The 25666-nt window shown below is 70.6% G+C and carries 22 protein-coding genes and 1 pseudogene; 8 read left to right on the top strand and 15 right to left on the bottom strand.

Going from position 1 to position 25666, the window contains the following annotated elements; all coding sequences use genetic code 11:
• Position 1: 1 nt before the first annotated feature.
• On the bottom strand, positions 2-2278 hold the full coding sequence (locus OXS27_RS02450; protein ID WP_267354030.1) for a PBP1A family penicillin-binding protein: 2277 nt from the start codon (positions 2276-2278) through the stop codon (positions 2-4).
• 272 nt (positions 2279-2550) lie between these two features.
• On the opposite strand from OXS27_RS02450, the gene OXS27_RS02445 reads away from it, so the two are divergent.
• Positions 2551-3042, top strand: coding sequence for a YcgN family cysteine cluster protein (locus OXS27_RS02445; protein WP_243916710.1), 492 nt, complete (start codon positions 2551-2553; stop codon positions 3040-3042).
• A 151-nt stretch (positions 3043-3193) separates the two neighbouring features.
• On the opposite strand, the gene OXS27_RS02440 is transcribed toward OXS27_RS02445, so the two are convergent.
• From OXS27_RS02440 to OXS27_RS02415, 6 genes are all read right to left on the bottom strand, one after another.
• The gene (locus tag OXS27_RS02440; RefSeq protein ID WP_243916711.1) at positions 3194-3877 is read right to left on the bottom strand and encodes an NrsF family protein; all 684 of its coding nucleotides are present in this window, start codon (positions 3875-3877) and stop codon (positions 3194-3196) included.
• Positions 3877-4548, bottom strand: coding sequence for a sigma-70 family RNA polymerase sigma factor (locus OXS27_RS02435; RefSeq protein ID WP_243916712.1), 672 nt, complete (start codon positions 4546-4548; stop codon positions 3877-3879). Before OXS27_RS02435 ends, OXS27_RS02440 begins: the two co-directional genes overlap by 1 nt.
• Positions 4545-5258 carry a DUF1223 domain-containing protein gene (locus OXS27_RS02430; RefSeq protein ID WP_267354027.1) on the bottom strand — a complete coding sequence of 238 codons (714 nt, stop codon included), beginning with the start codon at positions 5256-5258 and terminating at the stop codon, positions 4545-4547. Before OXS27_RS02430 ends, OXS27_RS02435 begins: the two co-directional genes overlap by 4 nt.
• Positions 5259-5326: 68 nt before the next feature.
• Positions 5327-6121 (bottom strand): creatininase family protein, encoded by a 795-nt coding sequence (locus OXS27_RS02425; protein WP_267354025.1) that lies wholly within the window; start codon positions 6119-6121, stop codon positions 5327-5329.
• Between the two features lie 98 nt (positions 6122-6219).
• On the bottom strand, positions 6220-6753 hold the full coding sequence (locus OXS27_RS02420) for a protein phosphatase CheZ (RefSeq protein ID WP_243916715.1): 534 nt from the start codon (positions 6751-6753) through the stop codon (positions 6220-6222).
• A gap of 111 nt (positions 6754-6864) precedes the next feature.
• On the bottom strand, positions 6865-7248 hold the full coding sequence (locus OXS27_RS02415) for a response regulator (RefSeq protein ID WP_091719055.1): 384 nt from the start codon (positions 7246-7248) through the stop codon (positions 6865-6867).
• Positions 7249-7540: 292 nt separating this feature from the next.
• Between OXS27_RS02415 and OXS27_RS02410 the strand changes: the two genes are divergently transcribed.
• Both OXS27_RS02410 and OXS27_RS02405 read left to right on the top strand, forming a co-directional pair.
• Positions 7541-8527 (top strand): bifunctional riboflavin kinase/FAD synthetase, encoded by a 987-nt coding sequence (locus OXS27_RS02410; RefSeq protein ID WP_267354019.1) that lies wholly within the window; start codon positions 7541-7543, stop codon positions 8525-8527.
• Between the two features lie 64 nt (positions 8528-8591).
• Entirely contained in the window at positions 8592-8810 is a 219-nt protein-coding gene (locus OXS27_RS02405; RefSeq protein WP_267354017.1) for a DUF2093 domain-containing protein, read from the top strand.
• A 3-nt stretch (positions 8811-8813) separates the two neighbouring features.
• Here the strand turns inward: OXS27_RS02405 and lpxK are convergent, their stop codons facing one another.
• From lpxK to OXS27_RS02390, 3 genes are read right to left on the bottom strand one after another with little or no spacing between them, the layout of a single operon-like run.
• Complete coding sequence (gene lpxK / locus OXS27_RS02400) at positions 8814-9797, bottom strand: tetraacyldisaccharide 4'-kinase (protein WP_267354015.1); 984 nt, start codon at positions 9795-9797, stop codon at positions 8814-8816.
• Entirely contained in the window at positions 9797-11128 is a 1332-nt protein-coding gene (locus OXS27_RS02395; protein ID WP_267354013.1) for a 3-deoxy-D-manno-octulosonic acid transferase, read from the bottom strand. The genes lpxK and OXS27_RS02395 overlap by 1 nt, the downstream gene beginning before the upstream one ends.
• On the bottom strand, positions 11125-11910 hold the full coding sequence (locus OXS27_RS02390) for a lysophospholipid acyltransferase family protein (protein ID WP_267354011.1): 786 nt from the start codon (positions 11908-11910) through the stop codon (positions 11125-11127). Before OXS27_RS02390 ends, OXS27_RS02395 begins: the two co-directional genes overlap by 4 nt.
• 292 nt (positions 11911-12202) lie before the next feature.
• On the opposite strand from OXS27_RS02390, the pseudogene OXS27_RS02385 reads away from it, so the two are divergent.
• A pseudogene (locus OXS27_RS02385) lies at positions 12203-12694 on the top strand (VIT family protein); the annotation flags it as partial.
• Positions 12695-12783: 89 nt separating this feature from the next.
• Positions 12784-13692, top strand: coding sequence for a metallophosphoesterase (locus OXS27_RS02380; protein WP_243916721.1), 909 nt, complete (start codon positions 12784-12786; stop codon positions 13690-13692).
• Positions 13693-13697: 5 nt separating this feature from the next.
• Here the strand turns inward: OXS27_RS02380 and OXS27_RS02375 are convergent, their stop codons facing one another.
• Positions 13698-13847: a hypothetical protein gene (locus OXS27_RS02375; protein WP_243916722.1), complete on the bottom strand. Its 150-nt coding sequence runs from the start codon at positions 13845-13847 to the stop codon at positions 13698-13700.
• A gap of 308 nt (positions 13848-14155) precedes the next feature.
• Here OXS27_RS02375 and OXS27_RS02370 point away from each other — a divergent pair, with 308 nt between their 5' ends.
• A complete protein-coding gene (locus OXS27_RS02370) occupies positions 14156-15547 on the top strand; it encodes an amidase family protein (protein WP_267354009.1) in 1392 nt (463 codons plus the stop codon).
• A 141-nt stretch (positions 15548-15688) separates the two neighbouring features.
• Here OXS27_RS02370 and OXS27_RS02365 read toward each other — a convergent pair whose 3' ends face one another.
• From OXS27_RS02365 to OXS27_RS02350, 4 genes are read right to left on the bottom strand one after another with little or no spacing between them, the layout of a single operon-like run.
• A complete protein-coding gene (locus OXS27_RS02365) occupies positions 15689-16822 on the bottom strand; it encodes a M20/M25/M40 family metallo-hydrolase (protein WP_267354007.1) in 1134 nt (377 codons plus the stop codon).
• Positions 16819-18291 carry a M81 family metallopeptidase gene (locus tag OXS27_RS02360; protein WP_267354005.1) on the bottom strand — a complete coding sequence of 491 codons (1473 nt, stop codon included), beginning with the start codon at positions 18289-18291 and terminating at the stop codon, positions 16819-16821. Before OXS27_RS02360 ends, OXS27_RS02365 begins: the two co-directional genes overlap by 4 nt.
• Positions 18292-18322: 31 nt before the next feature.
• Positions 18323-20884, bottom strand: a complete 2562-nt coding sequence (locus tag OXS27_RS02355) for a penicillin acylase family protein (RefSeq protein ID WP_267354003.1) — start codon at positions 20882-20884, stop codon at positions 18323-18325.
• Positions 20881-22425, bottom strand: coding sequence for an acetolactate synthase large subunit (locus tag OXS27_RS02350; protein WP_267354284.1), 1545 nt, complete (start codon positions 22423-22425; stop codon positions 20881-20883). The genes OXS27_RS02355 and OXS27_RS02350 overlap by 4 nt, the downstream gene beginning before the upstream one ends.
• Positions 22426-22638: 213 nt before the next feature.
• On the opposite strand from OXS27_RS02350, the gene OXS27_RS02345 reads away from it, so the two are divergent.
• Both OXS27_RS02345 and OXS27_RS02340 read left to right on the top strand, forming a co-directional pair.
• Positions 22639-24252: an ABC transporter substrate-binding protein gene (locus tag OXS27_RS02345; protein WP_267354001.1), complete on the top strand. Its 1614-nt coding sequence runs from the start codon at positions 22639-22641 to the stop codon at positions 24250-24252.
• Positions 24253-24256: 4 nt separating this feature from the next.
• The gene (locus tag OXS27_RS02340; RefSeq protein WP_267353999.1) at positions 24257-25648 is read left to right on the top strand and encodes an amidase; all 1392 of its coding nucleotides are present in this window, start codon (positions 24257-24259) and stop codon (positions 25646-25648) included.
• The last annotated feature ends 18 nt before the right edge of the window (positions 25649-25666 follow it).

The following is a 25666-nucleotide window of genomic DNA, read 5'->3' as shown; positions in this document are numbered from 1 at the left end:
CTCACCGGACCTCGACGAAGCCGCCGGTCGCGCGGCTGCCCTCGGCCATCGCCCGCGCCCTGTCGAGGGGACCGGACGAGGCGCGGTCGTCGGGCTTGCGGGCGCCCTTCTGGGCGTCGCCTGCGCCGGCGGGCACACGCTCGACCGTGCGGAACAGCCCGTTCAGGCCATTGATCACCTCGAAGGAGCGGCGCGAGAGCTTGCCATAGGCGCTGGCATTGGGATCGATCGGCGCGGTCGGCCCGCCGGAGGCCTGCTGCTGGGCGGCCCGGGGGCTTTCCTTCAGGCCGGGCAGGGGCTTGATCTCGATGCCCTGGTGGGCCGGCTCCATCACGTCGTGCCAGGTCTGGGCCGGGAGCGAGCCGCCGGTCAGCTTGTTGGTCGAAGTGTGGTCGTCGTTGCCGAACCAGACGGCGCCGACATAATTGCCCGTGTAGCCAACGAACCACGCGTCCCGGTAGGCGTTCGTGGTGCCGGACTTGCCGGCGACCTTCACGCCCTCGAGCTGGGCCCGCTTGCCGGTGCCCTCCTCGACCACCTTGTTGAGCATGAAGTTCATGTCGGCCACGACCTGGGGCGCGAGCACCCGCTCCGGTGCCTCGTCGGCGTGGCGGTAGATCACCTCACCGGAGGAGTTCTTCACCTCCATGGCGGCGTAGGGTTTGGCGCGGAAGCCGCCATTGGCGAACACCGCATAGCCCGCGGCTTGGTCGATCACCGTCACCTCGTCCGAGCCGATCGGCATCGAGACCGTATCGATCAGGTTCGAGGTGATGCCCATCTTGTGGGCGAGGTCGATGATCTTGGTGCGGCCGGCCTTGGCGGCCTTGGCCTCGTGGGTGATGCCCATCCCCTTGCCGAGCGCGATCGAGATCTTGATCGGGATCGTGTTGATCGACTTCGCCACCGCGAGCCACATCGGCACGCGGCCGGCATAAGAGCGGCCGTAATTCTGCGGGCACCAGTTGCCGATGCAGACCGGGCTGTCGACCACCACCGTTTCGGGCTTGAACAGACCCGAATTGAGCGCGGCCGAGTAGACGTAGGGCTTGAACGACGAGCCGGGCTGGCGCAGCGCGTCGGTGGCGCGGTTGAACTGGCTCTCGCCGTAATCGGCGCCGCCCACCATGGCGCGCAGTGCCCCGTCGGGGTCGAGGATCACCATGGCGGCCTCGTCGACATCCATGGCGTCGCCGGACTTGCGCAGCGTGTCGGCCACCACCTCGTCGGCCCGCTTCTGGATCGCGAGATCGAGCGGTGTCTTCACGGTCAGCACGCGGTCGTTGCGCAGCTTGCCGGCGTCGGCCATGCCCTTGATCTCGCCGAAGGCCCAGTCGAGGTAGTAGTCGGCGGTGATGTCGCGGGTTCGGGTGACCGGCGTCGCCGGGTTGCGCAAAGCCGTCTGGATCTGGCCCTCGGTGACGAAGCCCGCCTCCACCATGTTGTGCAGCACGTCCGCCGCCCGGGCGCGGGCCGCCGGCAGGTTGACGTGCGGCGCGTACTTGGTCGGCGCCTTGAACAGGCCCGCCAGCATGGCAGCTTCCGCGAGGCTGATATCCTTGAGCGGCTTGCCGAAATAGTAATCCGCCGCCGCCACGGCGCCGAAGGTGCCGCCGCCCATATAGGCGCGGTCGAGATAGAGTTTCAGAATCTCGTTCTTGGTGAGGTGGCTCTCCAGCCAGAGCGCCAGGAAGGCCTCGTTGATCTTGCGCTCCAGGGACCGCTCGTTGGTGAGGAACAGATTCTTGGCGAGCTGCTGGGTGATCGACGAGCCGCCCTGCGTGCCGCTGCCGCCCTTCGAGTTGTTCACCAGCGCCCGCAGGGTGCCGATCGGATCGATGCCCCAGTGCTCGTAGAAGCGCCGGTCCTCGGTCGAGACCAGCGCCTTGATCATGATGTCGGGAAACTCGTCGAGCTTGAGCGAGTCGTCATGCTTGATGCCGCGCCGTCCGACCTCGGTGCCGTAGCGGTCGAGGAAGGTGACCGCGAGATCCTGCTGCTTCAGCCAATTCTCGCTGGTGAGCTGGAAGGCGGGTTGCGCGAAGGCCAGCATCAGCACGGCGCCCCCGGTGCCGATGGTGACGCCCTCGCTGGTGAGATCGAGCACGGCGCGCTTCCAGCCGCGCACGGCGAAGCGGCCCATGACGCGCCGGAAGCGCTCATAGGCTTCGCCGGTCGAGCGGCCGCTGTCGTACAGGCTGGCGTTGACCCAGGCGTCGAAGGCGAGGGCGGCCCGTTCCAGGCGAACCTTGATCTCGGTGAGCGTCGGCAGGCGCACGATGTCGAACCCGGCTTGTCGAGCGCCTCTGCGGCGGGGCGTGGAGCGTCTGCACCGCAGACATGGGAGCTGCGGCCGGGCCACCGCACGGCATCCTCCTCCATAGCAGGATCCGGAACCGCGGGCGAGGCTCTGCGCAGTCTCGCGAATCGCCGCGGACGCGCTTGGGCATAACGCGCGGGGACGCGACCCGGTCGCGGGATCGCGGCTACGCTTGCTCCGCCGCCCCGGCTCGGGCAGAGAGACGCCCTTCCGATCGAGAGACCACATCGATGCCCAAGCCCGAGGCGGTGCGCCACGGGGCGGCCGAGCCGTTCTGGCGCACCAAGACGCTCGAAGCCATGACCCCCGCCGAGTGGGAAAGCCTGTGCGACGGCTGCGGCCGTTGCTGCCTGCTGAAGCTCGAGGATGAGGACACGGGCGAGGTCCACCACACCGATATCGGCTGCACGCTGCTCGACGGTCTGACCTGCCGGTGCCGCGACTATGTCCGCCGCCAGAAGCGGGTGCCCGATTGCGTCCGGCTGACGCCCGAGGCGGTGCGGGCCATCGCCTGGCTGCCGCAGACCTGTGCCTACCGCCTCTTGCGGGACGGCGAGCCGCTCTATCCCTGGCACCCGCTGATCTCGGGTCGGGCCGCGAGCGTCCACGAGGCCGGCATCTCGGTGCGCGGCCGGCTCTCCGGCAACGAGGAGGAGTTTGCGGACGAGGAATACCCGGACCGGATCGTGGACTGGCCGGCACTCGATCCGCAGGCCGGCTGAAGGCGGCCATCCTCGCGCGCGCAGCGACAAGTCCGGGTTTCGAAAGGTCGAGACCTTTCGCGGGTCCCGGGTAGAGCCCTCGAGTCCGTCAGGGCTTTGCCCTGACAACCCACCAAAGGGCTCAAGCCCTTTGGAAACCCGAGACCCCGGATCAGACCGGCTCCGCGCGCGATGACGGGGCCAGCAGCCGTCCCCCGGCCAGACCGTTCACCGCGATCACGATGGCGACCGCCGCCGCATGCATCAGGAGATCCGTCGCGGTGGCGTCATGCGGGTGGACCGGCATCAGCAGAGCCGCCGCAGCCGCCGACACCGCGAGGCCGCCGAGCGCCGCCGTCAGGTTCGGCCGCAGCGGGCAGGCGCGGCGCAGCATCATCACGATCAGCACCGACAGCGGCACCGAGGCGCAGATCAGGAAGCTGAAGCAGTCCGTCACCGTATGGGCACCCGGGAGGTCGGTCCCGGGGGCGATCCACTCCCGCAGGCAGCCCAACCCGCTGGCGCCGATCCAGAGGGCGAGGGGCGGCAGCGGCAGCAGCGCCCACCGGCCCGAGCGGCCCGGAACGCTCGTGGCGAAGGCCGCGTAGGCCGCCGTGATCGCGGTGAGCACGGCGCCGATCGCCGCCAGGGCGAGATCCGGCACGTGCATGCGCAGCATGAAGCCCGTCATGCCGGCCTCGGCCACCAGCAGCAGCCCGGCCAGAAGCGCCGCGCCGAGCCACACAGCCGTGCGGATCCCCGGCGCCGGCAGCGGCCGGACCGGCTCCAGCCCGCCGGCCAGTGCCTCGACGAGCCGATCGTGACGGGTGGTTTCGCAGCCGGCACGCTCAGCCATCACTCCGCCTCCCGCGTCAGGCTGGTCCGGAGCGCTTTCAGCGCCCGATGCAGATTGACCTTCAGTGCGCCCTTGCTGCGGCCGGTGAGCGCCGCGGCCTCGTCGAGCGACAGCTCGCGCAGGCCGAGCTGCTCGACCGCCTGCCGCTGCCCATCGGGCAGGGAAGCCACCGCGCGGGCGAGCGCTGCGGCACGGTCCCGCGCCTCGAGGCTCTGGCCAGGCGCCGGGCCGGGATCGACCTCGGCCTCGTAGGCGAGGGGATCGTTGACCTCCCGGGGGCGGCGGCCCGACCGGCGCAACCGATCGATCGCCCGCCGCTGCGTGATGGCCCGCAGCCAGGGCATGAACGGCCGGTCGGGATCGTAGCTCGCCCGCGCCCGATGGACGGTCATCAACGTGTCCTGCACGACGTCGTCCACCGCCTCGCCGCGCACGCCCTGCGACCGGGCGATCGCCGAGACGACCGGTAGACAGGCCTTCAGCAGCGCGCGATAGGCAGCGGCATCGCCGCGTTGCGCCGACGCCATCAGACCCGCGAGTTCCTCTTCGAGCACCATCCGGGCCCCGCCGCCGTTCCGCCCCCCGGCTCGGGCCGCATCTTGCCCGGCCTCGGAGCCCGGCGCCAGCGACCAGCCGCACGTTGCGAACCCGGCCTGCACGGCGAGGATCATCGCAGCGCCTCCCGCTGCACCCCATCCTGATCGAGGCGGGCGGCAGCGAGGATGCGCCCGTCCTCCGCCTGAAGCAGAACGGCCGCCGCCTCACCCTCCGGACGCGCCGCCGCGAAGGTCGCAGCGCCCCCGGACCAGCGGCCGAGATCGCGGATCGCGCGGACGACGTTGGCCTGCTCCAGGGTGCGCCCGGCATTCTCGCCGCGCAGTACCCTCGTGGTGTGGCTCGGATCGTACCCGACCAGCACCACCTGCGCGGCGCCGTTCCCGGTGCCGACCCGTACGACGAGTTGATCGCCTTCGCGGGTCAGAGCCAGCGGGATGCCGGGTCCGGCCGCCCGGGCCCGCGCGATGGCGCCGCGCACAGCCGCCTCGTCGGATCCGACGAGGCCGACCGTTCCGTCGATCACGGCCTGCGGCGTGTAGGTGGGCCCGCCGAGCCGGGCCGCATAGGCCTCCTGCCGCGCGGTCGCGGCCGGCAGCGCGTAGGGATCGCGCCAATTCAGATGGTTCCAGTAGGTGACGTGGAACGCGAGCGGCAAGATTTCGGCGCCTTCATGCGCGAGGCGCCCGATCAGCGCCTCCGCGGGCGGACAGGAGGAGCAGCTCTGCGACGTGAAGAGCTCGACGACGACTGGGCGTTCCGTGGCCGCGGCCGGGCCGAGGGCGGCACCGAGGAGGGCGAGGGCGATCGAGACGACAGGGCGCATGGACGAGATTCCTGCGCGCCGGTGGATCGATCCGGCGCACCTTTCTCTTCGCCCTGCGGCGGCGGCGGTTACGCGGGGTCCGACCCGTCGAGTTCGAACGCGTCCACGTCGCGCAGCAGCGCCACGAAGGCTTCAGCCCCATGCGCCAGGGCCGCGCGCCCGGCCTCCGCGGTGCCGAGGCGCGCGTCGCCGATGGCGCCGGACGGGTGAAGGTCGCCCGCCTTCCAGGCGAAGGCCGCGGGCCGGCCGGCGCGCAGATGGGTGAAATCGCGGACCATCGCAAGCGTCCGCGGCGGGAAATCGGCGATCCGGTCGGTCCGCACGAGGTCCGGCCGCAGCGCCAGCATCAGCGCGGTCTCGACGCCGCCGGCATGGATGCCGTGGGTGATCTCGCCGGCCGGAAACAGACCCTCCGGATAGCCGAACCGCGCCCAGGCGGTCGTCACCGCCACCATCCCGTGCCGCGCGCGCAGCTCGGCCGCCGCGAGATCAATGATCGCGCTGTTGCCGCCGTGGCTCGAAACCATCACGAGCTTGCGACAGCCGGCCCGGTGGAGGGCGGTGCCGATCCCCGTCCAGGCGGCCAGCGCCGTCCCGGTGTCCAGCGAGAGCGTGCCCGGGAAATCATCGTGTTCGTCGGACTTGCCGATCGCCTGCACGGGCAGGATCAGTACGTCGAGATCAGCCGGCGCGCGCGCGCACACGCCAGCGAGGTAGCCCTCCGCGACGATCGTATCGGTCGCGAGCGGCAGATGCGGGCCATGCTGCTCGATGGCGGCCACCGGCAGCACCGCAATGGCGCGCCGCATGTCGCGGCTCGCCAGTTCATCCGTAGTGAAGTCGGACCAGAACCGCGCCGCCATGCCTGCCGGGACCTCCCCCTGCGCCGGGCGGCGACAGGTCGCCAGGCCCCTCTAACCGGCGCAGGGCCGGCGAGTCGACAGGCGCCGAGCGAATCGACTCAGCCGAACAGCGCGTCGATATCGTCCTGGGACGGCACGGCTCCGTCTGCCTGGGGGCCGTTGAGCATCAGATCCTCGGCCCGGGCCCGGCGGGTACGCTCGGTCGGGTCCGTGGAGGCAGTGTCGCGCGCCTTCACGGCGCCTACGAACCGAGCCAGGCGCTGCTCGAACAGCCGCAGCGATTCGACCACTTTGGCGATCCGCTGCCCGGTGATGTCCTGGAACGCGCAGGCCTCGAAGATCGTGTTGATGCGCTCTTCGACCGCTGCGCGGTAGCCCGGCCCGTCGGGCAGACCGAGCATGGCTTCGGCGGCTTCCATGATCGTGTTGGTGGCGCCGGCCGTCGCCGCGACGACGCTGCCGAGCTCCTCATGCGCCATGGGGATCCGGTCGCGACTCATCTCGTTCGCGCGGAGGGCCCCGATCTCCTCGCGGAGATGGGAGATGTACTCGGCAATCTCGCTCAACTCGGCGATGACGGCCTGCGGTTCCCGGAACCGCACTTCGGACTGCCGGGGGGCGGCTAACGACATGCTGTTCTCCTGAGATCGGCCACCGTCCGGACCATCCGCGCCGTGTGCGGGCGACTTCCGAAGGATCGGGGAGCCGGGCGGACGGCGCGGGGCGCGTGTCATCGATCTCAATCAGCTGCCGCAGACGGCTTCGATCTTCGATTTCAGGGTAGCGGCGTTGAACGGCTTGACGATGTAGTTGTTCACGCCGGCCTTCTTGGCGGCGATGACGTTCTCGGTCTTCGATTCGGCGGTCACCATGATGAACGGTGTCGTGCGAAGATTTTCGTCAGCGCGCACATGCCGGAGCAGCTCGTACCCCGTCATCGGCTCCATGTTCCAGTCCGAGATCACAAGGCCGTACTTGCGGTCCTTGAGACGGGCCAGTGCTTCGGTGCCGTCAGAAGCGTCATCAACCTCTTCAAAGCCGAGCTGCTTCAGAAGATTTCGAATAATGCGAACCATCGTCTGATAATCGTCGACAACGAGGATCGGCATGCTCAAGTCGAGAGCCATCGAACCACTACTCCGTAATTGCCCGGCGGGAGGCCGCGGCGGCTCCCGGAAAGATTAACGCTTCGCTATGGCTGCAATTTAGCTGCGCCGCACGTGATTTTAAATAGGGCCTGCGCATTGCGAAGCCGTTAATTGCAGCCGGCGGCGCATGGGATGCCAAAGTGTTGCACCGCGGCATCCGCCCCTCGCTTGACCCTCCGGGCACCTTTCGGCAGGGTCCGGTCGCGTCGGCCCCCATGCGGGCATGGCCTGCGATCCGAACCCGACCTTTCGCGTATCCGACCCCGACACAATGGCCTCAGGCGACGAGACGGCGGCGCGGTCCTTCACCATCGGCCGTCCTGACACGCCGGTTCCGCCGGACCTTGCGGGGGCCGTGGCAGCGATCGGCAATTTCGACGGCATCCATCTCGGCCATCGCGTCCTCGTGGAGAGCGTGCGGGCGGTGGCTCGGGACGCCGGCCGGCCGGCCGTCGTGCTGACCTTCGAGCCGCACCCGCGGGCCTATTTCACCCCCGACGCGCCGATGTTCCGCCTCACCAGCCTCGCCGCCAAGGAGGTCGTGTTCGCGCGCCTGGGGCTCGATGGGCTGATCGTGCGCCGGTTCGACGGGGCGCTCGCCGCCACGGGCGCGCGCGCCTTCGTGATCGACTTCCTGAAGGACTCGCTCGGCCTGTCCGGCGTGGTGGTCGGTCACGATTTTCATTTCGGCCGTGGCCGTGAGGGCACACCTGCGGTCCTGGCTGATCTGTGCCGGGAGGCGGGCCTGAGCTGCCGCATCGTGGCGCCGGTCGCCCTCAGCGACGAGGCAGACCCGGTCTCGTCGAGTGCGATCCGCGCGGCGCTCGCCGCGGGGGACGTCGCCCGGGCCAACGCCCTGCTGGGCTACCGCTGGTTCGTGCTGGGCCCCGTCCGCCACGGCGACAAGCGCGGCCGGCAGCTCGGCTTTCCCACCGCCAACGTGATGGTGCCCGATTGCGGTCTTGCGCACGGGATCTACGCGGTGCGGGTGCGCCTCGCATCGGGCCGGTTCCGCGATGGTGTAGCCAGCTACGGCCGCCGCCCGACCTTCGACGATGGGGCGCCGCTCCTCGAGTCCTACCTGTTCGATTTCTCCGGCGATCTTTACGGTCAGGAGATCGCCGTGGAGTTCGTGGGCTATATCCGCGGCGAGGAGCGGTTCGCCAGCGCCGAGGCGCTGGTCGAACGGATGCACATCGACGCCGACGCGGCGCGGTCCCTGCTGGCGCACGATGCAACCCGGTCGATGCTGGACTGAGGTCCCGGGGGGATCGCCGGCCGCGCTGATCGTGTAGAAGGGCGGCATCAAGCAGGAGGCGGACGTGCTGGGTCGTTACGAGCGCGCGAACAACGGCGAAGCGGTGGTCGAGTACGGCGACGGCACCATGCGGGTGGTCAAGCCCGGCAGCTTCGTGCGCTGCGCGGTGACCGGCGAGCCGATCCCCCTCGATGGGCTGCGCTACTGGAGCGCGCTGCGCCAGGAGGCCTATTCCTCCCCCGAGGCGATCCGGAAGCGGCTGAAGGAGACCGGCCGGCCCTGATCGTCAGGGAGCGGCATCGAGCACCTGTCGCAGCTGGCGGCGTACGGCGTCCGGATCATCGAACACGAGGTGCACGCGCAGCACCCGCACCTGGGCCACGAAGGACGCGGGCAGGCGCACGGCGTCCTTCTCGGTCGTGACAAGCTCGGCATGGAGTCGCCGCGCCGCCTCGACCAGGGCGGCCAGTTCGCCGTCCCGATAGGCATGGTGATCCGGGAAGGCGCGCTGCGCGGCGAGCGTGGCCCCTGCCTCAACCAGGGTGGCAAAGAATTTTTCCGGGCGCCCGATGCCCGCGAAGGCGAGGCAGCGTCGGCCGACCCAATCGTCCGTCTCCCGGACGAGGCGTGCGCGGTGGACCGGAACGCCCCGGCCCGCGGCGGCCCGGGCGATGGCGTCGCCCGGCGCCCCTTCACCGATGACGATCAAGCCGCCGACATGGGGCCATTGCCGGGCGAGCAGCGCCCGCAGTGGCCCCGCCGGAACGGGCAGGCCGTTGCCCACGCCGACGGGTGCATCGACGACCACGAGGCTGAGATCCTTCACGAGCGACGGGTTCTGCAGCCCGTCATCCATCACGATGGCGTCGGCACCCAGTCTCCGACACAGGGCGGCTCCTCCCGGCCGATCGCGCGCGACGATCGTCGGCGCCTGACGGGCGAGCAGCAACGGCTCGTCGCCGACCTCCACGGCGCTGTGCCGGCGCGGATCGACCTGCACCGGACCGGCCGTCCGGCCGCCATAGCCGCGGGACAGGAAGGTGGGTGTACGCCCGAGTTCGGCAAGCAGACCCGCGACGGTGAGCGCGGCGGGCGTCTTCCCCGCCCCACCGAGGGTGAAGTTGCCTAGGCACAGAACCGGACAGCCCGCCCGCACGCCCGTCCGGTCCATGCGCCGGGCGACCAGCGCCCCGTAGGCTGCCCCCGCGGGTGCCAGGACGCGCGCCAACGGATGGTCCGGTCCGGAAGCCCAGAATCCCGGAGGCCGCATCAGGCCCGCGCGAGCGGGCGCACGCGACCGCCCCGGTCGAGGCGTTGCAACTTCATCTGCGCGACGAACGGGTCGAGTACCGCGAGCGTGCGGGCCACAGCCCCCTCAAAGGGCTGAAGGGCCCGCTGTCCCGCCTGCGTCATGGTGGCGAGCCGAGCCTGATTCCCGAGGAGCTCGCCCGCGACCGCGGCCAGTTCGACGCCGTCCTGTACCGCTACGGCCCCGCCGGCTCGATCGAGCGCTTGGTAGACTGTGCCGAAATTCTCGACATGCGGTCCATGCAGCACCGCCGTGCCGAGGCGCACCGGCTCGATCGGGTTCTGGCCGCCCCGGCTCACCAGCGAGCCGCCGAGGAACCCCAGGGGAGCGAGGCGGTAGAACAAGCCCAACTCGCCGATCGTGTCGGCGACATAGACGTCCACGGACGGGTGGGGGCGCCCTCCGGCGGAGCGCCGGGCGCTCCGCAGGCCCAGGGCTGATGCACACTCGACGACCTCCGCGCCCCGGGACGGATGCCGCGGGGCAATGAGCGTGAGCAGCTGTGGGAAGCGCTCCTTCAACAGGGCGTGTGCGTACGCAATGGTGGAATCCTCACCCGTATGCGTGCTGGCCGCGATCCAGATCGGCCGTCCGGCCACCATGGACCCCAGATACGCGAGTTGCTGCGGATCGGCCGGGGGCACCGAGGCGTCGAATTTCAGGTTGCCGGAGATGCTCACGCGCGGCGCGCCGAGCTGGGCGAAGCGGGCCGCATCGTCCTGGGTCTGGCTGAGGCAGATCGCGATCCGCGACAGGAGTGCCTTGGCGGTGCGCGGGCAACGCTCCCAGCCGCGGAACGAGCGTTCCGACATGCGGCCGTTGACCAGGATCAGCGGAATCTCGCGCTCGTCGAGCGCCAGGATCATGTTGGGCCAGATCTCCGATTCAGCGACGACCGCGAGGTTCGGCTGCCAGTGATCGAGGAAGCGCGCCATCCAGCGCGGGGCATCGAGGGGCATGTACTGATGGACGGCGCCGACCGGCAGGCGGGCGCCGATCAGGTCGGCGGCCGCGCGGGTGCCCGTGGTCACCAGAACCGAGAACCCGCGGGCGATCATGCCCTCCACGAGACCGATCAGCGACAGGGCCTCGCCGACGCTGGCGCCGTGCATCCACGCCAGGGGACCGACCGGGCGGGCCCGCCCGGGCGAGCCGCGCCGCTCGGGGAGCCGCAGCGGATCCTCCTTGCCGCGCTGCGCCCGCCACGCGAGGAGCCCGGACAGGGCCGGCTCGCCGACCCACAGGCCGGCCCGGTAAGCCTGCAGCGGCAGGGTCACGGAGGGACGCCTCATGCGGCGTCTCCCACGGGTGCGGCGGCCTCGACCGTGGGCGCATCGCGGTAGAGCGCCGCCCGGTCGGCGCGCCCGACCAGCGCGTAGGCGCGGGCATGGACCCGGTTCATCTCGGCCTCGACGAAGCGCCGGAGCGTTTCGAAGGCTTCGCCCGCGCTGTCGCGCGGCACATAGATCGGATCGCCCAGCACGATCGCGCCGCGCCCGAACGGCAGGCCTAGACAGGCGCGGTCCCAGGACTTGAAGCGGAGATGCCGGCTCGTCACGACGGCGGCCGGGATGATGGGTCGCCCCGAGAGGCGGGCCAGGGTCAGGATGCCGGCGTCGCACCGGCGCGAGACCTTCGGCACGTCCGCGCTGAACGCCACGGACTCACCGTCCTTGAGCGCCCGCAGCATGGCCCGCAGCCCTTCGGCACCGCCCTTGGCGCGTACGTCCGCGGCCCGATTCCGGCCGCGGGCGCCCGAGGCCCGCATCACCCGGACGCCGAGCCGCTCCAGCGCGATGGTGTTGATGTTGCCGTCCGTGTTTCGCGAGATGATCGTGGCAACCCTGTCGTGGGACCGGCGCATCAGGGGCATCATGATGTGCTGGCCGTGCCACATGCCGGCGATCATCGGCGTGTGCGCGTCGATCCAGGCATTGGCCTGCCCGGCCGGCACGCCGCCGGCCTGGACCACGAAAGGGTTGGTCCGCTGCACCAGCCGCAGGTACGCCGCCGCGAAGCGGCCGAGCAGACGCTGTACGCCGGGCTGACGAAGGAAACGCTTGCCGAGGCTCATGTCACGCCTGGGATGGCCGGACCGCCACCCTATCAGTTCCGGATCGAAATCGATCGCGCATGCTCTAGCCCCCGCGCATGAGACGAAACAATCGGCCCGGATCACAACCTGCGCGCGAAGCGCCGGTAAGCTGCTGCCCCCGGGGTGACGCGGATGCTCCCGCGGCACGGCGAAAACACGGCGGGTCCGCTTGTTTAGATTTATTCCAGACTATAGATTGGAATTGATCTAGAAAGGGAGAGCCACTATGGCCGCCGTCCTCGAGAGCTCCGCGGCGTTGGCTGGAGAAGCCCGCCGCGCCTTCGTCCTGCGTTACGTGCAACCCGGTCTCGCCGGCCTGATCGATGGTTCGGTCTCGACGCTGGCGCCGATCTTTGCGGCGGCCTTCGCCACGGGTCACAACCACGCGACCTTCCTGGTGGGCCTCGCGGCCTCGGTCGGGGCAGGGATCAGCATGGGCTTCACCGAGGCCCTGTCGGACGACGGTAGCATCACCGGCCGCGGCGACCCCTGGATCCGCGGCCTCGTCTGCGGCGCGATGACGACGCTCGGCGGTCTGGGCCACACGCTGCCCTACGCGATCCCCGACACCCTGCCGGCCGGGTGGCCGAACCCCTTCTGGCTTGCCACGGGCCTCGCGGTCCTGGTCGTAATCGTGGAGCTCGTTGCGATCGCGGCGATTCGCACCCGCTACATGGCCACGCCGTTCCCGCGCGCAGCCCTGCAGGTCATGCTCGGCGGCGCCCTGGTTCTGGCCGTCGGAATGCTCATTGGCAGCGCGTGACGGGAGGTGCTTGACGGCGGCGCCCGCGCCCGCGATGCGGGGCCCGCTCCTCGGCCGCTCCCGGGCCGTCCCGCGCGGGATTACCGGCGTTGACCTTCCGCCTCGTCCACCTCAGCGATCCGCATGTCGGCCCCCTGGGCCGGGTGCGTCTGCATCAGCTCATCGGCAAGCGGGCCACCGGCTACGCCAATTGGCGGCGCGGCCGGTCGCGCAGTCACGACATGACCGTACTGGAGCGCTTGGTCGCCGATCTGAAAGGGCAGGGCGCCGAGCATGTCGCCTGCACGGGCGACCTGTGCAACATCGGCCTGCCGAGCGAGTGGGCGACGGCGCGCACTTTCCTGGAGGCATTGGGCCCACCGGATGCGGTGAGCTTCGTGCCGGGCAATCACGACGCCTACGTCCGCGGCTCCCTGGAGGGGCTGCTCGAGGCCTGCGGCGCCTACACGGGCGACGATTCCGGATCCGTCGGCCGCTTCCCCTATCTGCGCCGGCGCGGACCGCTCGCCCTGGTCGGCCTGTCGAGCGCGATCCCGACGAAGCCCTTCGTGGCGACGGGACGCCTGGGCGCACCGCAGCTGGCTGCGGCCGAATCGCTGCTCCGGGCGCTCGCCACCGAGCCGGGCCGTCCATTCCGGGTCGTGATGATCCATCACCCGCCGCAGCCGGGCGGCGCAACGGCGGGCCGCGAATTGCTCGACGCAGCGGCTTTCACGGCAATGATCGGACGCGCGGGTGCGGAGTTGATCCTGCACGGCCACAATCATGTGACCAGCACCGCCCGTATCCCGGGACCCGACGGGCGCGGCGTGCCGGTCGTGGGTGCGTCTTCAGCTTCGGCCCGACCCGACGGGCATGGGGCCGTCGCGGCGCGCCGGGCCTCGTACATCGTATACGAGATCGCCCAGACGGGAGAGCGCTACGCACTCGCGGCCCGGCGCCGCGGACTGGGCGCCGAGGGCACGATGTGCGACCTCGGCCCCATTGATGTGACCTGAGCCGATCAGGCGACGGCTGCGAGCTTCTGCCCTGTCAGGCTGGCCTCGTAGCGCTCGGCCTGGAGCCGTGTCAGACCGCAGATCAGGGCCAATGTGCCGCGATACACGGTGTACGTGCCGTCATGCGTCGGCTTGACGCGAATCACCTCTGCCATGGGTCTCGTCCTGTGTTGGAGGTTACTTGCCGTGGACCGAGGAGATCGTCCCTCCCTCGTGAATGGGTCTGTTGAACGCGCGAACACTGAGCACGTTATCGATCGGACCCATCGTGGCAAGGGTCGGATACGGATGAATGCTTAGGTATTTCCGCTGCAGCGCGGCAAATCCTTGTGCGGACTGGCGATCCCCGGCTGCGCAAAAAAGCGGCGGCTGGCCTGCATATTGAATGCAACGATGCCACCGTGCCCGGCGACGCGAATCAGGGGCGGATTTTGGCCCCTCGGGGCGCGCGAGAGGAATTTCGATGCAGCTTTGGCGTCTGACGGCGACCGACCTGTCGGCTTTGATTCGGACCGGCCAGGTCTCGGCCCGAGAGGTCGCGCAGGCGGCCCTGGACCGGCTCGACACCGTCAACGGCCGGATCAACGCCGTGGTCGAGCATCGCCCGGAGGAGGTGCTGGCGCAGGCGGAGGCGATCGATGCCGCCCGCGGTCGCGGCGAGGCCCTCGGGCCCCTGGCGGGCGTGCCCGTGACCGTGAAGGTGAACGCCGACCAGCGCGGCTTCGCGACCACCAACGGGCTGCGGCTCCAGCGCGATCTCATGGCCGCGGACGACAATCCCGTGGTCGCCAATCTCCGCCGGGCCGGCGCGGTGCTGCTCGGGCGGACCAACACGCCGGCCTTCTCGCTGCGCTGGTTCACCACCAACCAACTTCACGGCGACACCAAGAACCCGCGCGATCCGGCGCTGACGCCAGGCGGCTCGTCGGGCGGGGCCGGCGCCGCGGTGGCGGCCGGGATCGGGGCGATCGCCCACGGCACCGACATCGCCGGCTCGGTGCGCTACCCGGCCTATGCCTGCGGGGTGCACGGCCTGCGCCCGAGCCTCGGCCGCATCCCGGCCTGGAACTCGTCTTCCCCCGAGCGCGGGATCGGACCGCAGCTCATGGCCGTATCGGGGCCGCTGGCCCGCAGCATCGCGGATCTGCGCCTCGGGCTGGAAGCCATGGCGGCGCCCGAGCCGCGTGATCCCTGGTGGGTGCCGGCGCCGCTCGTGGGCCCGGAGGTCCCGCGCCGGGTCGCCCTGTGCGTGCGGCCAGGCGGTCTCGCCACCGCGCCGGAGGTCGAGGCCGCCCTCCGGGATTCGGCCCGCCGGCTGGCGGAAGCAGGCTGGACGGTCACCGAAATCGCCGACACGCCGCCGATCCGTGAGGCGAGCGAGCTGCAGCTCCAGCTTTGGCTGGGCGACGGCTATGCGGCTGTCCGTGCAGCGGCCGAGCGCGAGGGTGACCCGGCGGCGATCGGCCTCCTCGAGAGTTTCCGGGCGCGGGCCGAGGCGATGCCGCCGGACGCGATCGCCCGGGCGCTGACGCTGCGCCTCACGCTCGCCCGGGATTGGTCGGTGTTCCTGGCCGAGAACCCGGTGCTGCTCGTGCCCGTCTCGGGCGAGCTGCCGTTCCCGGACGGGCTCGACCGGACGGAGGCCGGCATCGCCCGGGCCTTCGAGGCGAACCTCCTTCAGGTCGGGCTGGCGCCGCTCGGGATCCCGGCGCTGACGGTGACCACAGGCCTCGTCGGGCGCACGCCCGTGGGCGTGCAGCTCGTTGCGGCTCGCTACCGGGAGGACCTGTGCCTCGCAGCCGGCGCGGCGATCGAGGCGGCGGGGGTGCCGGAGATGCCGGTCGATCCGGCCTGAGCGCCCGCGTGTCCAGGGTTTCCAAAGGGCCAAAGCCCTTTGGTGGGTTGTCAGGGCAAAGCCCTGACTATCTCGGGGGAAGCCCGACGCCAGGGCTCCGCCCTGGACCCGCGAAAGGGCTCGCCCTTTCGAAACCACGACTCACGCCGCCCCGAGGCTCGCCAGCAACGCCGCGAACAGCTGCGCCCGCCGCGGCAGCGTCTCGATCAGCACGTGCTCCTCCAGGGTGTGATAGCCCTGGCCGAGGGGGCCGAGCCCGTCCAGCGTCGGGATGCCGTTGGCACCCGTGAAGTTGCCGTCCGAGCCGCCGCCAGCGCTGCGGTGGGGCAGCGAATGGCCGAGCGCCTCGCTCAGACGCCGCGCCGTCTCGTAGAGGGCCATGCAGCCGGCATCGGGCTCCCAGACGGGCCGGGTCACGCCGCGGGTCACGGTGAAGCGGACGCCGTCCTCCTCCCCCGCCAGCGCCAGAATCCGCGTGACGCCTCGGTCGAGATCGGCTTGGCGTTTGGCCATGCTGAGCGCCTGGCCGCGGCAGAGCGTCGGCACGCAATTGACCCATTGCCCGCCCGAGACGATGCCGGTGGAGAAGGTGCAATCGGCATCCGACAGGGCATCGATCGCGAGGATCTTGCGCGCCATGGCGCGGATCGCCGAGCGCCCCTCGTGGGGCGAGGCTCCCGCATGACTCGGGCGGCCGGTTGCCTCCAGGTCGAACCGCGCGATGGCGTAGCGACCGGTCACCACGCCATTCTCCGGCTGGCCAGGCTCGGGCACGAGCACGAAGGCGTGGCGAGCGGCCTCGGCCTCGATCAGGTCGCGGGTCGAGGGGCTGCCGACCTCCTCGTCGCCGGTGAACAGCACGGTGATCGGCAGCGGCGTCTCGATCCCGGCCGCCGCGAGCGCACGGATCGCCGCCAGCGCGATCACGTTGCCGCCCTTCATGTCGAGGATGCCCGGCCCGTAGGCGCGCTCGCCTTCGATCCGCCAGGGCAGGGCGCCCAGCGTCCCCACCGGGTGGACGGTGTCGAGATGGCCGAGGATCAGGATCCCCGGCTCGTCCCGGCGCGGATGCGCGAAGCGCGCGCGGACGCAATCGCTCAGGCCCAACCGCCCCGGGATCGTCTCGACCCGCGCCCCCAAGACGGCGAGGTCGCGGGCGGCCACGCCCATCATCCGGTTGACCGCGGCCGCATCGTAGGTCGGGCTCTCGCACTCGACCCAGGGGCGCAGCGTCGCGAGGATCTCGCCCGCGTCGAGGTGCAGGTCCGGGATCATTGGGCAGTTTCCTCAGCGAAGGGATCGGCGACGCGCGGCCAGTAGGCGCCCGAACGCTTCGTGTACGGAATCGCGCCGTAATCCGGCGGGACCGCGCCGGGCGCCGCCACGTAGCGGACTTCACTCGCGATGGGCGCGAAGGCGGCATAGAAATGCTGCATCGACTTCACCACGACGATCCGCTTGTCGTCGAGGCTGAGCCCAAGTCCCGTGAAGGCGTCCGGCGCGAAGGCCTGCTGGCGCTTGTGGGTCAGCACCACGTGGAGCCCGTCGGCCTCGACCCAGGCGGCGGGGCCGAGATGGGCCCGGCCGCCGCTGAGCCCGGTCTGGCTGTGGTCCTCGGAGAGGCCGCGCACGGTGACGCGCAGGTCGACGGGATCGCCCGAGGTCACGCCGCACTTGCCGCCGATCCGGAGGGTGAAGCGCGCCCCGAGCCCGGCCTCGTGGCAGATCCCGACCGCGCCGGGATCCCAGATCAGGCCGAGGGCCACGTCCTGCACCCCGCGCTCCGCCAAGCGCGCGAGGATCGCGGTGTTGTCCGAGGGCGCGCCCGCACCGGCATTGTCGGCGAAGTCGGCCAGCACCATCGGGCGCGGGTCGTCGGAAGCCAGCGCCGCATCGATGGCCGCATCGATCGTGTCGCAGCGGCTCGCCGCCTCTTCGCGCATCGCCCAGACGGCGCCAGCGAGTTCGTCGCCGAGCGCCTGCGCCTTGCCGGCATCGCCGTCGGCGACGACGAGCATCTTGGCGCCGACATCGGCCACGTCGCCCCACGGGAAGCCGTGCCCGAAGGAGACCGACAGGATGCCGTCCCGCCCCTCCAGCAATTCCATCCGGCGCACGAAGCCCGCGACCGGCTCGCGGCTGGTGCGCCACATGTTGATGATCCGGCAATCGGCATAGGCCATCACCGGCCGGATCTCGTTTGCGACCGACCGCATCACGAGCGGATAGAGATCGCGGGCGCGGTCCACGATATCGGTGTGGGGGTATTCCTTGTAGATCACGATGACGTCGGCGCTCGTCCGCATCGTCTCGGTCAGGTGGCAGTGCAGATCGAGCTCGACGCCGATCACCGTGTCCGGACCCACGATGGCGCGGACCCGCTCCAGGGTGTCGCCCTCGCAATCGTCATAGCCCTCGGCCACCATGGCGCCGTGCATGAACAGCAGCACCGCGTCGACCGGCAGGGCGGACTTCAGATCCTCCAGCAGGGCGTCGCGCAGTTCCTCATAGACGGCCCGGAGCGTGATCCCGCCGGGCTGTGCGAAGGTCGAGAGGCTCTCGACGACCGTATGACCGTCGGTCTCGGCCAGTTCGCGCCACGCCTTGAGGCCGATATTGCTGAGGCTCGGCGGATTTCGGGTGCCGTCCCGGCGGGCGTAATCGGCGTGGAAAGCCGCGCGGCCCGTAGGCAGCGGCGCGAAGGTGTTGGTCTCGGTGGCGAGGCCCGCGATGAAGATCTTCAAGGTTCCGTCCCACTCCGTCCCGGCCGCCCGGTCAGGCGGGGCTCAAGATGATGATCGTCTCGGTGGCGGCGTCGACAGCCTCGCGGCCGTAGAGCATCGGCACATGGTCCTGGCGGCCCCAGATCGGGGCCAGGTCGGCGTAATGCGGGCTGCCCGGGTCCCCGGACTGGCCCGGCACGTTGACGAAGACCGATCGGTCCCAGTCGCCCACGTCCACGATCATGCGGAACGAGGCGCCGTGGGTGAGCCGGAACGTGTCGGTCCGGTACTCCGCGTGCATGACCGATGCCGCGGACCCGCCGACCGGCAGCGGGCCGACATCCCAGGCGTGATCGGGCCTCAGGGCGGTGAGGGGATGGGCGAACAGGGCGTGGTGCAGTCGGCCCCAGGACCATCCACCCCGCGGGTTGGGCTCGTGGAGCCGGAGGGTACTCTCCTCACCCTTGTGGGGAGGAGTTGGAGGTGAGGGTGGTATAGAATCGAGCAGGGCGGTGCCTTCTGCACCGCCCCCACCCCTAACCCCTCCCCGCAGGGGGGAGGGGGAAAGCGCTGTTTTCAGAGGATTTTGCTGCCCGTCGGAGGACGGCGCGGCCGATACGAGCCTCCCCATCGGGTCCGCCCCCATCCGCTCCAGGCAATCCCGGAACGCAGCCCCGAGGGCGTCCGCCAGAACCGCGTCGCGCGCCGCCGGGTCGAGGCCGTTTTCCAGCCGCTCGATCAGGCTCTGCGTATCGCCCGGCGGCAGCAGGCGCCGGGTGCCGGCATCGGGCACCAGCACCTTGAGCAGGGCCGGCCGCAGGTGGTGGACCCAGCATACCTCAATGAGAGCAGCTGCCGCGGAATCCGGATCCAGTCGGCCCTCGAACGACGCCAGCAGCGCCTGGGCCGAAGCGACATCGGGATCGGAGGCGGGCGACATGGCCCGGACCAGATCGGCGAGCCGCAGAGCGGGCTCGGAGAAAGCGTCGCCCTGAAGCGCGCGCGAATCCTCCAGGCTGTGCCGGGTCTGGTCGCCGAGCACCGCCCGGATGCGCCGGGCGCGCCAGGGCTCGGCCCACTCGAACCCGACCTTGTGCGCCTCCGCGGGAAAATCCGGCGGCAGGTTCATCTCGTTGGCGGTGGCGAGCCAGCCCGCCTCCGGGTCGAGACTGCGGGGCAGGGTGCCGGGATCGTGGAACCCGGCCCAGTCGTACCGGCCGTCGCCCGGCACCGGGATCAACCCGTCATGGGCCGGCCGCACCGGCGCCTTGCCGGCCATGAACCATGCGATCCGCCCCGCGGCATCGGCGTAGAGCTGGTTCACGGACGGCGCCGACCAGTGCCGCAGGGCTTCGCCGAAGGCCTCGGGGCTGCTGGCGCCGAGATAGGCGAGGCTGCCGAGATAGGCGGCAGCACCCGGCTCGGACCAGACGGTCCGCAGCGCGAAGGCGCGGCCCGCAGCCTTGCGGATCACCGGGCCGTGCCGGGTGTAGCCGAGCACCACGGTCTCGTCCGGCCCACCGCGCACCGGGATTTTCTCCACGACGCGCTCGATCGGCGCCCAGCCGTCGCCGTAGCGGTAGCGATCCGGACCGGCCGGGTCGGTCGCGCAAACGAAAAGATCCTCCTGATCCATCGGCGCGATGGTCAGGCTGAAGGCTGCGTGGCCGTTATGGCCGATCGAGATGCCCGGCAGCGCCGGCTCGCCGGCCCCGATCACGTCGAGGCCCGGCGCTGTCAGATGGACCGCGTAGCGCAGGGACGGCTGCAGGTAGACCCGGTGCGGATCGCTCGCCAGGATCGGACGGCCGGTCTCGGTGCGGGATGGCCCCACCACCCAGTTGTTCGAGCCTTCAGCCGGCCCCTTCGGGGCGGCGCGCGGTCCCCGCGTGACGGCGCCGTGCGCGTCGACCTTGCTCCAGGCCCAGGCCTCGTCGCGGGTCGCCGCCAGACGTTCGGGCGAGAAGCCCACCGTCGCGGTGGCGAGGCGGAAATCGTCGAGGAGATCGTCCGGCCAGTCGGCGGCATCGAGTCCGTCCGGCACCAACGGTTCGTGGGGCGGGCTGATCCGCTTGCGCAGGTCGTCCGCGGCAAGCCCGGCCTCCCGGGATTCGGCGCGGGCCAGAACGCGGGCGCGGGCGACCTCCGAGAGGACGTTGCGCACCAGACCGTGGCTGCGGATCCGCACCACATCCTCCGGCTGCCAGTGGGCCGGGCGGGTGTCGGTGAGGACGAATTCCGGCGGTAGCAGTTCGGGCCGCGTCTCGGTCAGTGCCATATAGGCGTTGAGCCCGTCCACGAAGGCCGTGACGATGGCCTTCGTATCCTGCGGCCCGTAAGCAGCCCATTCGGCCGCCATGTCACCCCGGAATAGGAACAGCCGGGCGGCGCGGTCCTGCGCGAGGTAGCCGGGTCCGAAATTCGCCGCCAGCAGCCCGAGACCGCGCTTACGCCAGAGGTCGAGCTGCCAGAGCCGGTCCCGCGCCGCGTTGAAGCCCTGCGCCCGGAAGGCGTCGCGGGTCGAGCCAGCCCGGATATGCGCCAGCCCCCAGCGGTCGACTCGGATCTCGGCCGGGCCGTCGAGCCCGGGGAGGGCGTATGTGGCCCCGCTCACAGGGCGACTTCGATGAGGTGCGGCCCCGGGTTGGCGAGCGCGTGCTGGAACGCCTCGATGAAGTCCGAGAGGGTTTCGACGCGCCGTCCCTCAACGCCGAATCCCCTGGCGAGGCTCACCCAATCCAAAGCCGGATCGTCGAGGCTCAGCATGCCGATCGCCTTCGGGCCGGGATTGAGCGCGCCGACATTAGTCAGCTCAGCTCGCAGGATCGCGTAGGAGCGGTTCGACCAGACCAGCGTTACCACGTCGAGGCGTTCCCGCGCCTGGGTCCAGAGCGCCTGCACGGTGTAGAGCCCGCTGCCGTCGGCCTGCAGGTTGATCACCTTCCGGTCGGGGCAGGCGATGGCCGCGCCGGTCGCCATCGGGATGCCGAGCCCGATCGAGCCGCCGCTGAGCTGCAACCACGTGTGGGGCGCCGCGTCCCGGGTCAGGGCGAAGAAGTTGCGGCCCGTCGTGATCGACTCGTCGCAGATCACCGCACCCTTAGGGATCAGCGCGCCGAGCACCTGCCCGATCGTGTCCTGATCGAGCGGCCCCGAGGTCGGGAGCTTCGGTCGAGGGGCGGCGGCGACCGGCTCGGCGGGTGGGGCGCCGACGGCTTCGGCCAGCCGCTCCAGGGCGTCGATCTGGTCCTCCTCGGGGGTGGCCAGCGTGATGGTGGAGGAGCCCTCGGGCGCCAGCAGGCTCGGCTTGCCCGGATAGGCGAAGAACCCCACCGGCGGGGTCGCGCCGATCAGGATGATATGGCGAAAACCCTTCAGGGCGTCGATGCCCTGGTCGATCGGATAGGGCAGACGCTCGATCGGCACGGTGCCGGCGCCGCGATCGATCCGGGCATTCGACGTCATCGCCATCAGATGCGCACCGGTCTCGCGGGCGATCCGGGCGGCGATGACCCGGCCTTCGTTCCGCACCGCCCGGTCGCCGAGATGCAGGAGCACCGGCTCACCGCTCTGCAGCGCGCTTACCGCGGCCGCGATCGCGGCGTCACCGGCCTTGGCCCGCTCGGGGATCGCCGGCACCGGTGCCGGCCCGGTCCCGGGATCCCAGGCGGTGTTGGCGGGCAGGATCAGGGTCGCGACCTGACCGGGCGCGGTACAGGCAGCCGCGATGGCGGCGGCGCCGTCCGGGCCGATCTCGGCGGCGCTCATGCCGGTCCGCACCCAGGACGACATCGGCCAGGCCAGACCTTCGATGTCGGACGTCAGCGGCGCGTTGTATTCCCGGTGGTAGGTCGCGTGCTCGCCGACGATGTTGACCACCGGCGTGCGCGCCTTCTTGGCGTTGTGAAGATTGGCCAAGCCGTTGGCGAGGCCCGGCCCCAGATGGAGCAGGTTCGAGGCCGGCTTGTCGGCCATTCGGGCGTAGCCGTCGGCAGCGCCGGTCGCCCCGCCCTCGAACAGGAACAGCACGCAGCGCATCCCCTCGACCCGGTCGAGGGCGGCCACGAAATGCATCTCTGAGGTGCCGGGGTTGGTGAAGCAGACCTCGACCCCGCCCTCCACGAGGGTCCGGACGAGGCTCTCGGCCCCATTCATGGCGGCCGGCATCCCATCGCTCACGGGCAGCTCTCCCTCTCGCTGGCGGCCTCGGCGGCGCCATGGATTCTGTATTATCGTGACGCCGTGGCGGCCCAACGCAAGGGGCGGCAAGTGACATCTCCCGTTCGCCGAACGCTGGCATCATGGCACGGTCTGGCGCGGGACTTGCCCGAGGCGAGCCGCACCTTCCACCCGTGGGGTCCGATGAAAATGCGCCGCCTGATTGCCGCCGCCCTGGCCGGTTCCGTCGCCCTGACTGGACCGGTCGTCCTGGCGGGGCCTGCCAGCGCCGAAAGCGTGCTGCGCATCGCCATGACGGCCACCGACATTCCGACCACGACGGGGATGCCCAACAACGGCTTCGAGGGCATGCGCTTCCTCGGCTACCCGATCTTCGAGGGGCTGGTGCAGTGGGACCTGAAGAGCACCACCAAGCTCGCCGGCATCGTCCCGGCCCTGGCCGAGCGCTGGGAGCAGAACCCGAACGACAAGACGCTCTGGACCTTCCACCTGCGCCAGGGCGTCAAGTTCCATGACGGCACCGCGTTCAACGCCGACGCGGTGATCTGGAATCTCGACCGCTACTTCAAGAACGACAGCCCGCAATTCGAGCCGCAGGGCGCGGGCATCTCCCGGGCCCGGGCGCCGCTGGTCGGATCTTACAAGAAGATCGACGACGCGACGGTTCAGATCACCACAACGCAGGTGGCGTCGTACTTCCCCTACATGGTGGTCTATCTGCTGTTCACCTCACCCGCATCCTTCGACAAGGCGGGGCGCGACTGGAGCAAGGTCGCCGCGCTGCCGGCGGCCGGGACGGGGCCGTTCAAGATCACCCGCGTCGCCCCGCGGGAAGCGGTCGATCTCGCGAAGTTCGATGGCTACTGGGACCCGGACCGGATGGCCAAGGTCGACCGGGTCCGGCTGCTGCCGATCCCGGAGGCGAATGCCCGGGTCGCGGCCCTGCGGTCCGGACAGGTCGACTGGATCGAGGTGCCGGCGCCCGACGCGATCCCGTCCCTGAAGCAGGCCGGCTTCACCATCACCACGGGCTCCTACCCGCATGTCTGGCCTTACATCTACAACATGGGCGCCAAGGACAGCCCTCTGAAGGACGTGCGTGTCCGGCAGGCGCTGAACTACTGCGTCGACCGGTCCGCCCTGGTGGAGCTGCTCAACGGAACGGCCGAGCCGGCCACGGGATGGCTCAACGACAAGGACCCGAATTTCGGGTCTCCGAAGAACCGCTACACGTTCGACGCCGCCAAGGGGAAGGCGCTGCTGGCCGAGGCCGGGTATTCGGATACGAAACCCCTGAAACTCAAGATCATGATCTCGTCGTCCGGCTCGGGCCAGATGCTGCCCATGCCGATGAACGAGTACCTGCAGGAGAACCTGAAACAGGCCTGCAACGTCGATCTCAGCTTCAACGTGGTCGAGTGGCAGGTGCTGCTGAATTCCAGCCGCGCGCTGCCGGATGCGCAGAGCCTGCAGGGTTCGTTGGCGCTCAACGTCTCCTCGCCCTCGTCGGACGCCGCCGTGATGGCGCGCTACTTCGGGGGCGACCGCTTCCCGCCGGCCGGCTTCAACTTCCCGAACTGGAAGGACGACGCGTTCGACGCCGCCCTCAAGGCGTTGGCCGAGACCGCCGACGCCAAGGTGATCGACGCCCAGACCAAGGCCGCGCACGAGCGCCTCGTGGACAACCCGCCCTGGCTGTTCATCGTCCACGACCTCAACCCGCGCGGGATGGCGAAGACGGTCCACGGCTTCGTCTCGCCGCAATCCTGGTTCGTCGACCTCACCCTCGTCAGCGTGCAGTAAGCCGATGCCCGATCTCGATCCCGTCCACGCCTCCGCGGCCGAACTCGCCCGGGCGATCCGGGCACGCAGCCTTTCGCCGGTCGATGCGGTGGACGCGCTGCTCGGGCGCATCACGCAGCTGGAGCCGAAGCTTCAAGCCTTCACGGAGGTGTTCTCCGCCGATGCGCGCCTCGCCGCCGAGGGGGCCGACCGGGCGATCCGGTCGGGCCACGCGGTGGGGCCGCTCCATGGCGTGCCGGTGGTACTCAAGGACCTGATCGATCTGGAGGGCCGGATCACCATGGGCGGCTCGGCCGCGCACCGTGCCCGGAGGGCCGAGCGCACCGCAACCGTCGCCCGCCGCCTGATCGCGCAGGGGATGATCGTGCTGGGCAAGACCCACACGGTGGAGTTCGCCTATGGCGGCTGGGGCACCAACCAGCATCTCGGCACGCCCTGGAACCCCTGGGACACGGAGGTTCCACGCACGCCCGGCGGATCGAGCAGCGGCACCGGCGTCGCGGTGGCGGCCCGGATGGCCCCGTGGGGCCTCGGCACCGACACCGGCGGCTCCGTGCGCCTGCCGGCCGCCTTCTGCGGGCTGACGGGGCTCAAGGTGACGGTCGGGCGCGTCTCGACCTGGGGGATCGTGCCGCTCTCGACGACCCTCGACTCGCCGGGGCCGCTCGCCCGCACGGTAGAGGACGCCGCGCTCCTCTACGAGGCGATCTCCGGGCCGGATCCCCTGGATCCGACCACCCGCGGCGTCCAGCCGGAGGCACCCTGGCCCACGCTCAACCGCGGGGTGCGCGGCCTGCGCCTCGGCCGCATGCCAGCGGTCGAGCGGCAGGGCGTCTCTTCCGACATGCTGGCCGCCTACGACGACGCCCTCGACCGGCTCGCCCGCGCGGGCGCCGAGATCGTGGACGTGGCCCTGCCGTTCCGGTTCAGCGACTGCGTGGCGATGAGCGCGATCACGAACGCCGAAGCCTACTTCGTCAACGGGACGCTGGCTGAGGACCCGTCCGCGCAGCTCGGCGACGCCGTGCGGGCCCGGATCCTGGCCGGCGCCACGGTCTCGGCGCAGGCGTATCTCGGCACGCTCCACCGCCGCGCCGCGATGAAGCAGGCCTATGCCGAGGCGCTGGAGGGGATCGATGCGCTGCTGACGCCGACCACGGAGTCGGCTGCCGTGCCGCTCGCCGCGGTCGACGAGGCGCACCTGCCCTCGCGGTTCACCCGGTTCGGCAACCTACTCGATCTCTGCGCCCTGGCGCTGCCGAACGGCTTCACAGCCGACGGGCTTCCGCTCTCGCTCCAGATCGTTTGCGGCGGCTACGAGGAGGCGATGGCGCTGCGGATCGGGCAGGCCTTCCAGCAGGCGACCGAGTGGCATCTGCGTCAGCCATCCCTGTGAGGACCGGGGCCTACGCGC

Source organism: Methylobacterium sp. GC_Met_3 (genome assembly GCF_026540775.1).
Lineage (GTDB): Bacteria > Pseudomonadota > Alphaproteobacteria > Rhizobiales > Beijerinckiaceae > Methylobacterium.
This window is presented reverse-complemented; position numbering and strand designations above follow the sequence as displayed.

Bases quoted from the DNA above. Each gene is read 5' to 3' on its own strand.
- OXS27_RS02445 (WP_243916710.1), top strand. From the start codon at position 2,551: ATGCCCAAGCCCGAGGCGGTGCGCCACGGGGCGGCCGAGCCGTTCTGG.
- lpxK (WP_267354015.1), bottom strand. From the start codon at position 9,797: ATGCGGCCTCCGGGATTCTGGGCTTCCGGACCGGACCATCCGTTGGCG.
- OXS27_RS02365 (WP_267354007.1), bottom strand. From the start codon at position 16,822: ATGATCCCGGACCTGCACCTCGACGCGGGCGAGATCCTCGCGACGCTG.
- OXS27_RS02440 (WP_243916711.1), bottom strand. From the start codon at position 3,877: ATGGCTGAGCGTGCCGGCTGCGAAACCACCCGTCACGATCGGCTCGTC.
- OXS27_RS02410 (WP_267354019.1), top strand. From the start codon at position 7,541: ATGGCCTCAGGCGACGAGACGGCGGCGCGGTCCTTCACCATCGGCCGT.
- OXS27_RS02420 (WP_243916715.1), bottom strand. From the start codon at position 6,753: ATGTCGTTAGCCGCCCCCCGGCAGTCCGAAGTGCGGTTCCGGGAACCG.
- OXS27_RS02415 (WP_091719055.1), bottom strand. From the start codon at position 7,248: ATGGCTCTCGACTTGAGCATGCCGATCCTCGTTGTCGACGATTATCAG.
- OXS27_RS02395 (WP_267354013.1), bottom strand. From the start codon at position 11,128: ATGAGGCGTCCCTCCGTGACCCTGCCGCTGCAGGCTTACCGGGCCGGC.
- OXS27_RS02340 (WP_267353999.1), top strand. From the start codon at position 24,257: ATGCCCGATCTCGATCCCGTCCACGCCTCCGCGGCCGAACTCGCCCGG.
- OXS27_RS02370 (WP_267354009.1), top strand. From the start codon at position 14,156: ATGCAGCTTTGGCGTCTGACGGCGACCGACCTGTCGGCTTTGATTCGG.
- OXS27_RS02390 (WP_267354011.1), bottom strand. From the start codon at position 11,910: ATGAGCCTCGGCAAGCGTTTCCTTCGTCAGCCCGGCGTACAGCGTCTG.
- OXS27_RS02430 (WP_267354027.1), bottom strand. From the start codon at position 5,258: ATGCGCCCTGTCGTCTCGATCGCCCTCGCCCTCCTCGGTGCCGCCCTC.
- OXS27_RS02425 (WP_267354025.1), bottom strand. From the start codon at position 6,121: ATGGCGGCGCGGTTCTGGTCCGACTTCACTACGGATGAACTGGCGAGC.
- OXS27_RS02345 (WP_267354001.1), top strand. From the start codon at position 22,639: ATGCGCCGCCTGATTGCCGCCGCCCTGGCCGGTTCCGTCGCCCTGACT.
- OXS27_RS02435 (WP_243916712.1), bottom strand. From the start codon at position 4,548: ATGATCCTCGCCGTGCAGGCCGGGTTCGCAACGTGCGGCTGGTCGCTG.
- OXS27_RS02350 (WP_267354284.1), bottom strand. From the start codon at position 22,425: ATGAATGGGGCCGAGAGCCTCGTCCGGACCCTCGTGGAGGGCGGGGTC.
- OXS27_RS02375 (WP_243916722.1), bottom strand. From the start codon at position 13,847: ATGGCAGAGGTGATTCGCGTCAAGCCGACGCATGACGGCACGTACACC.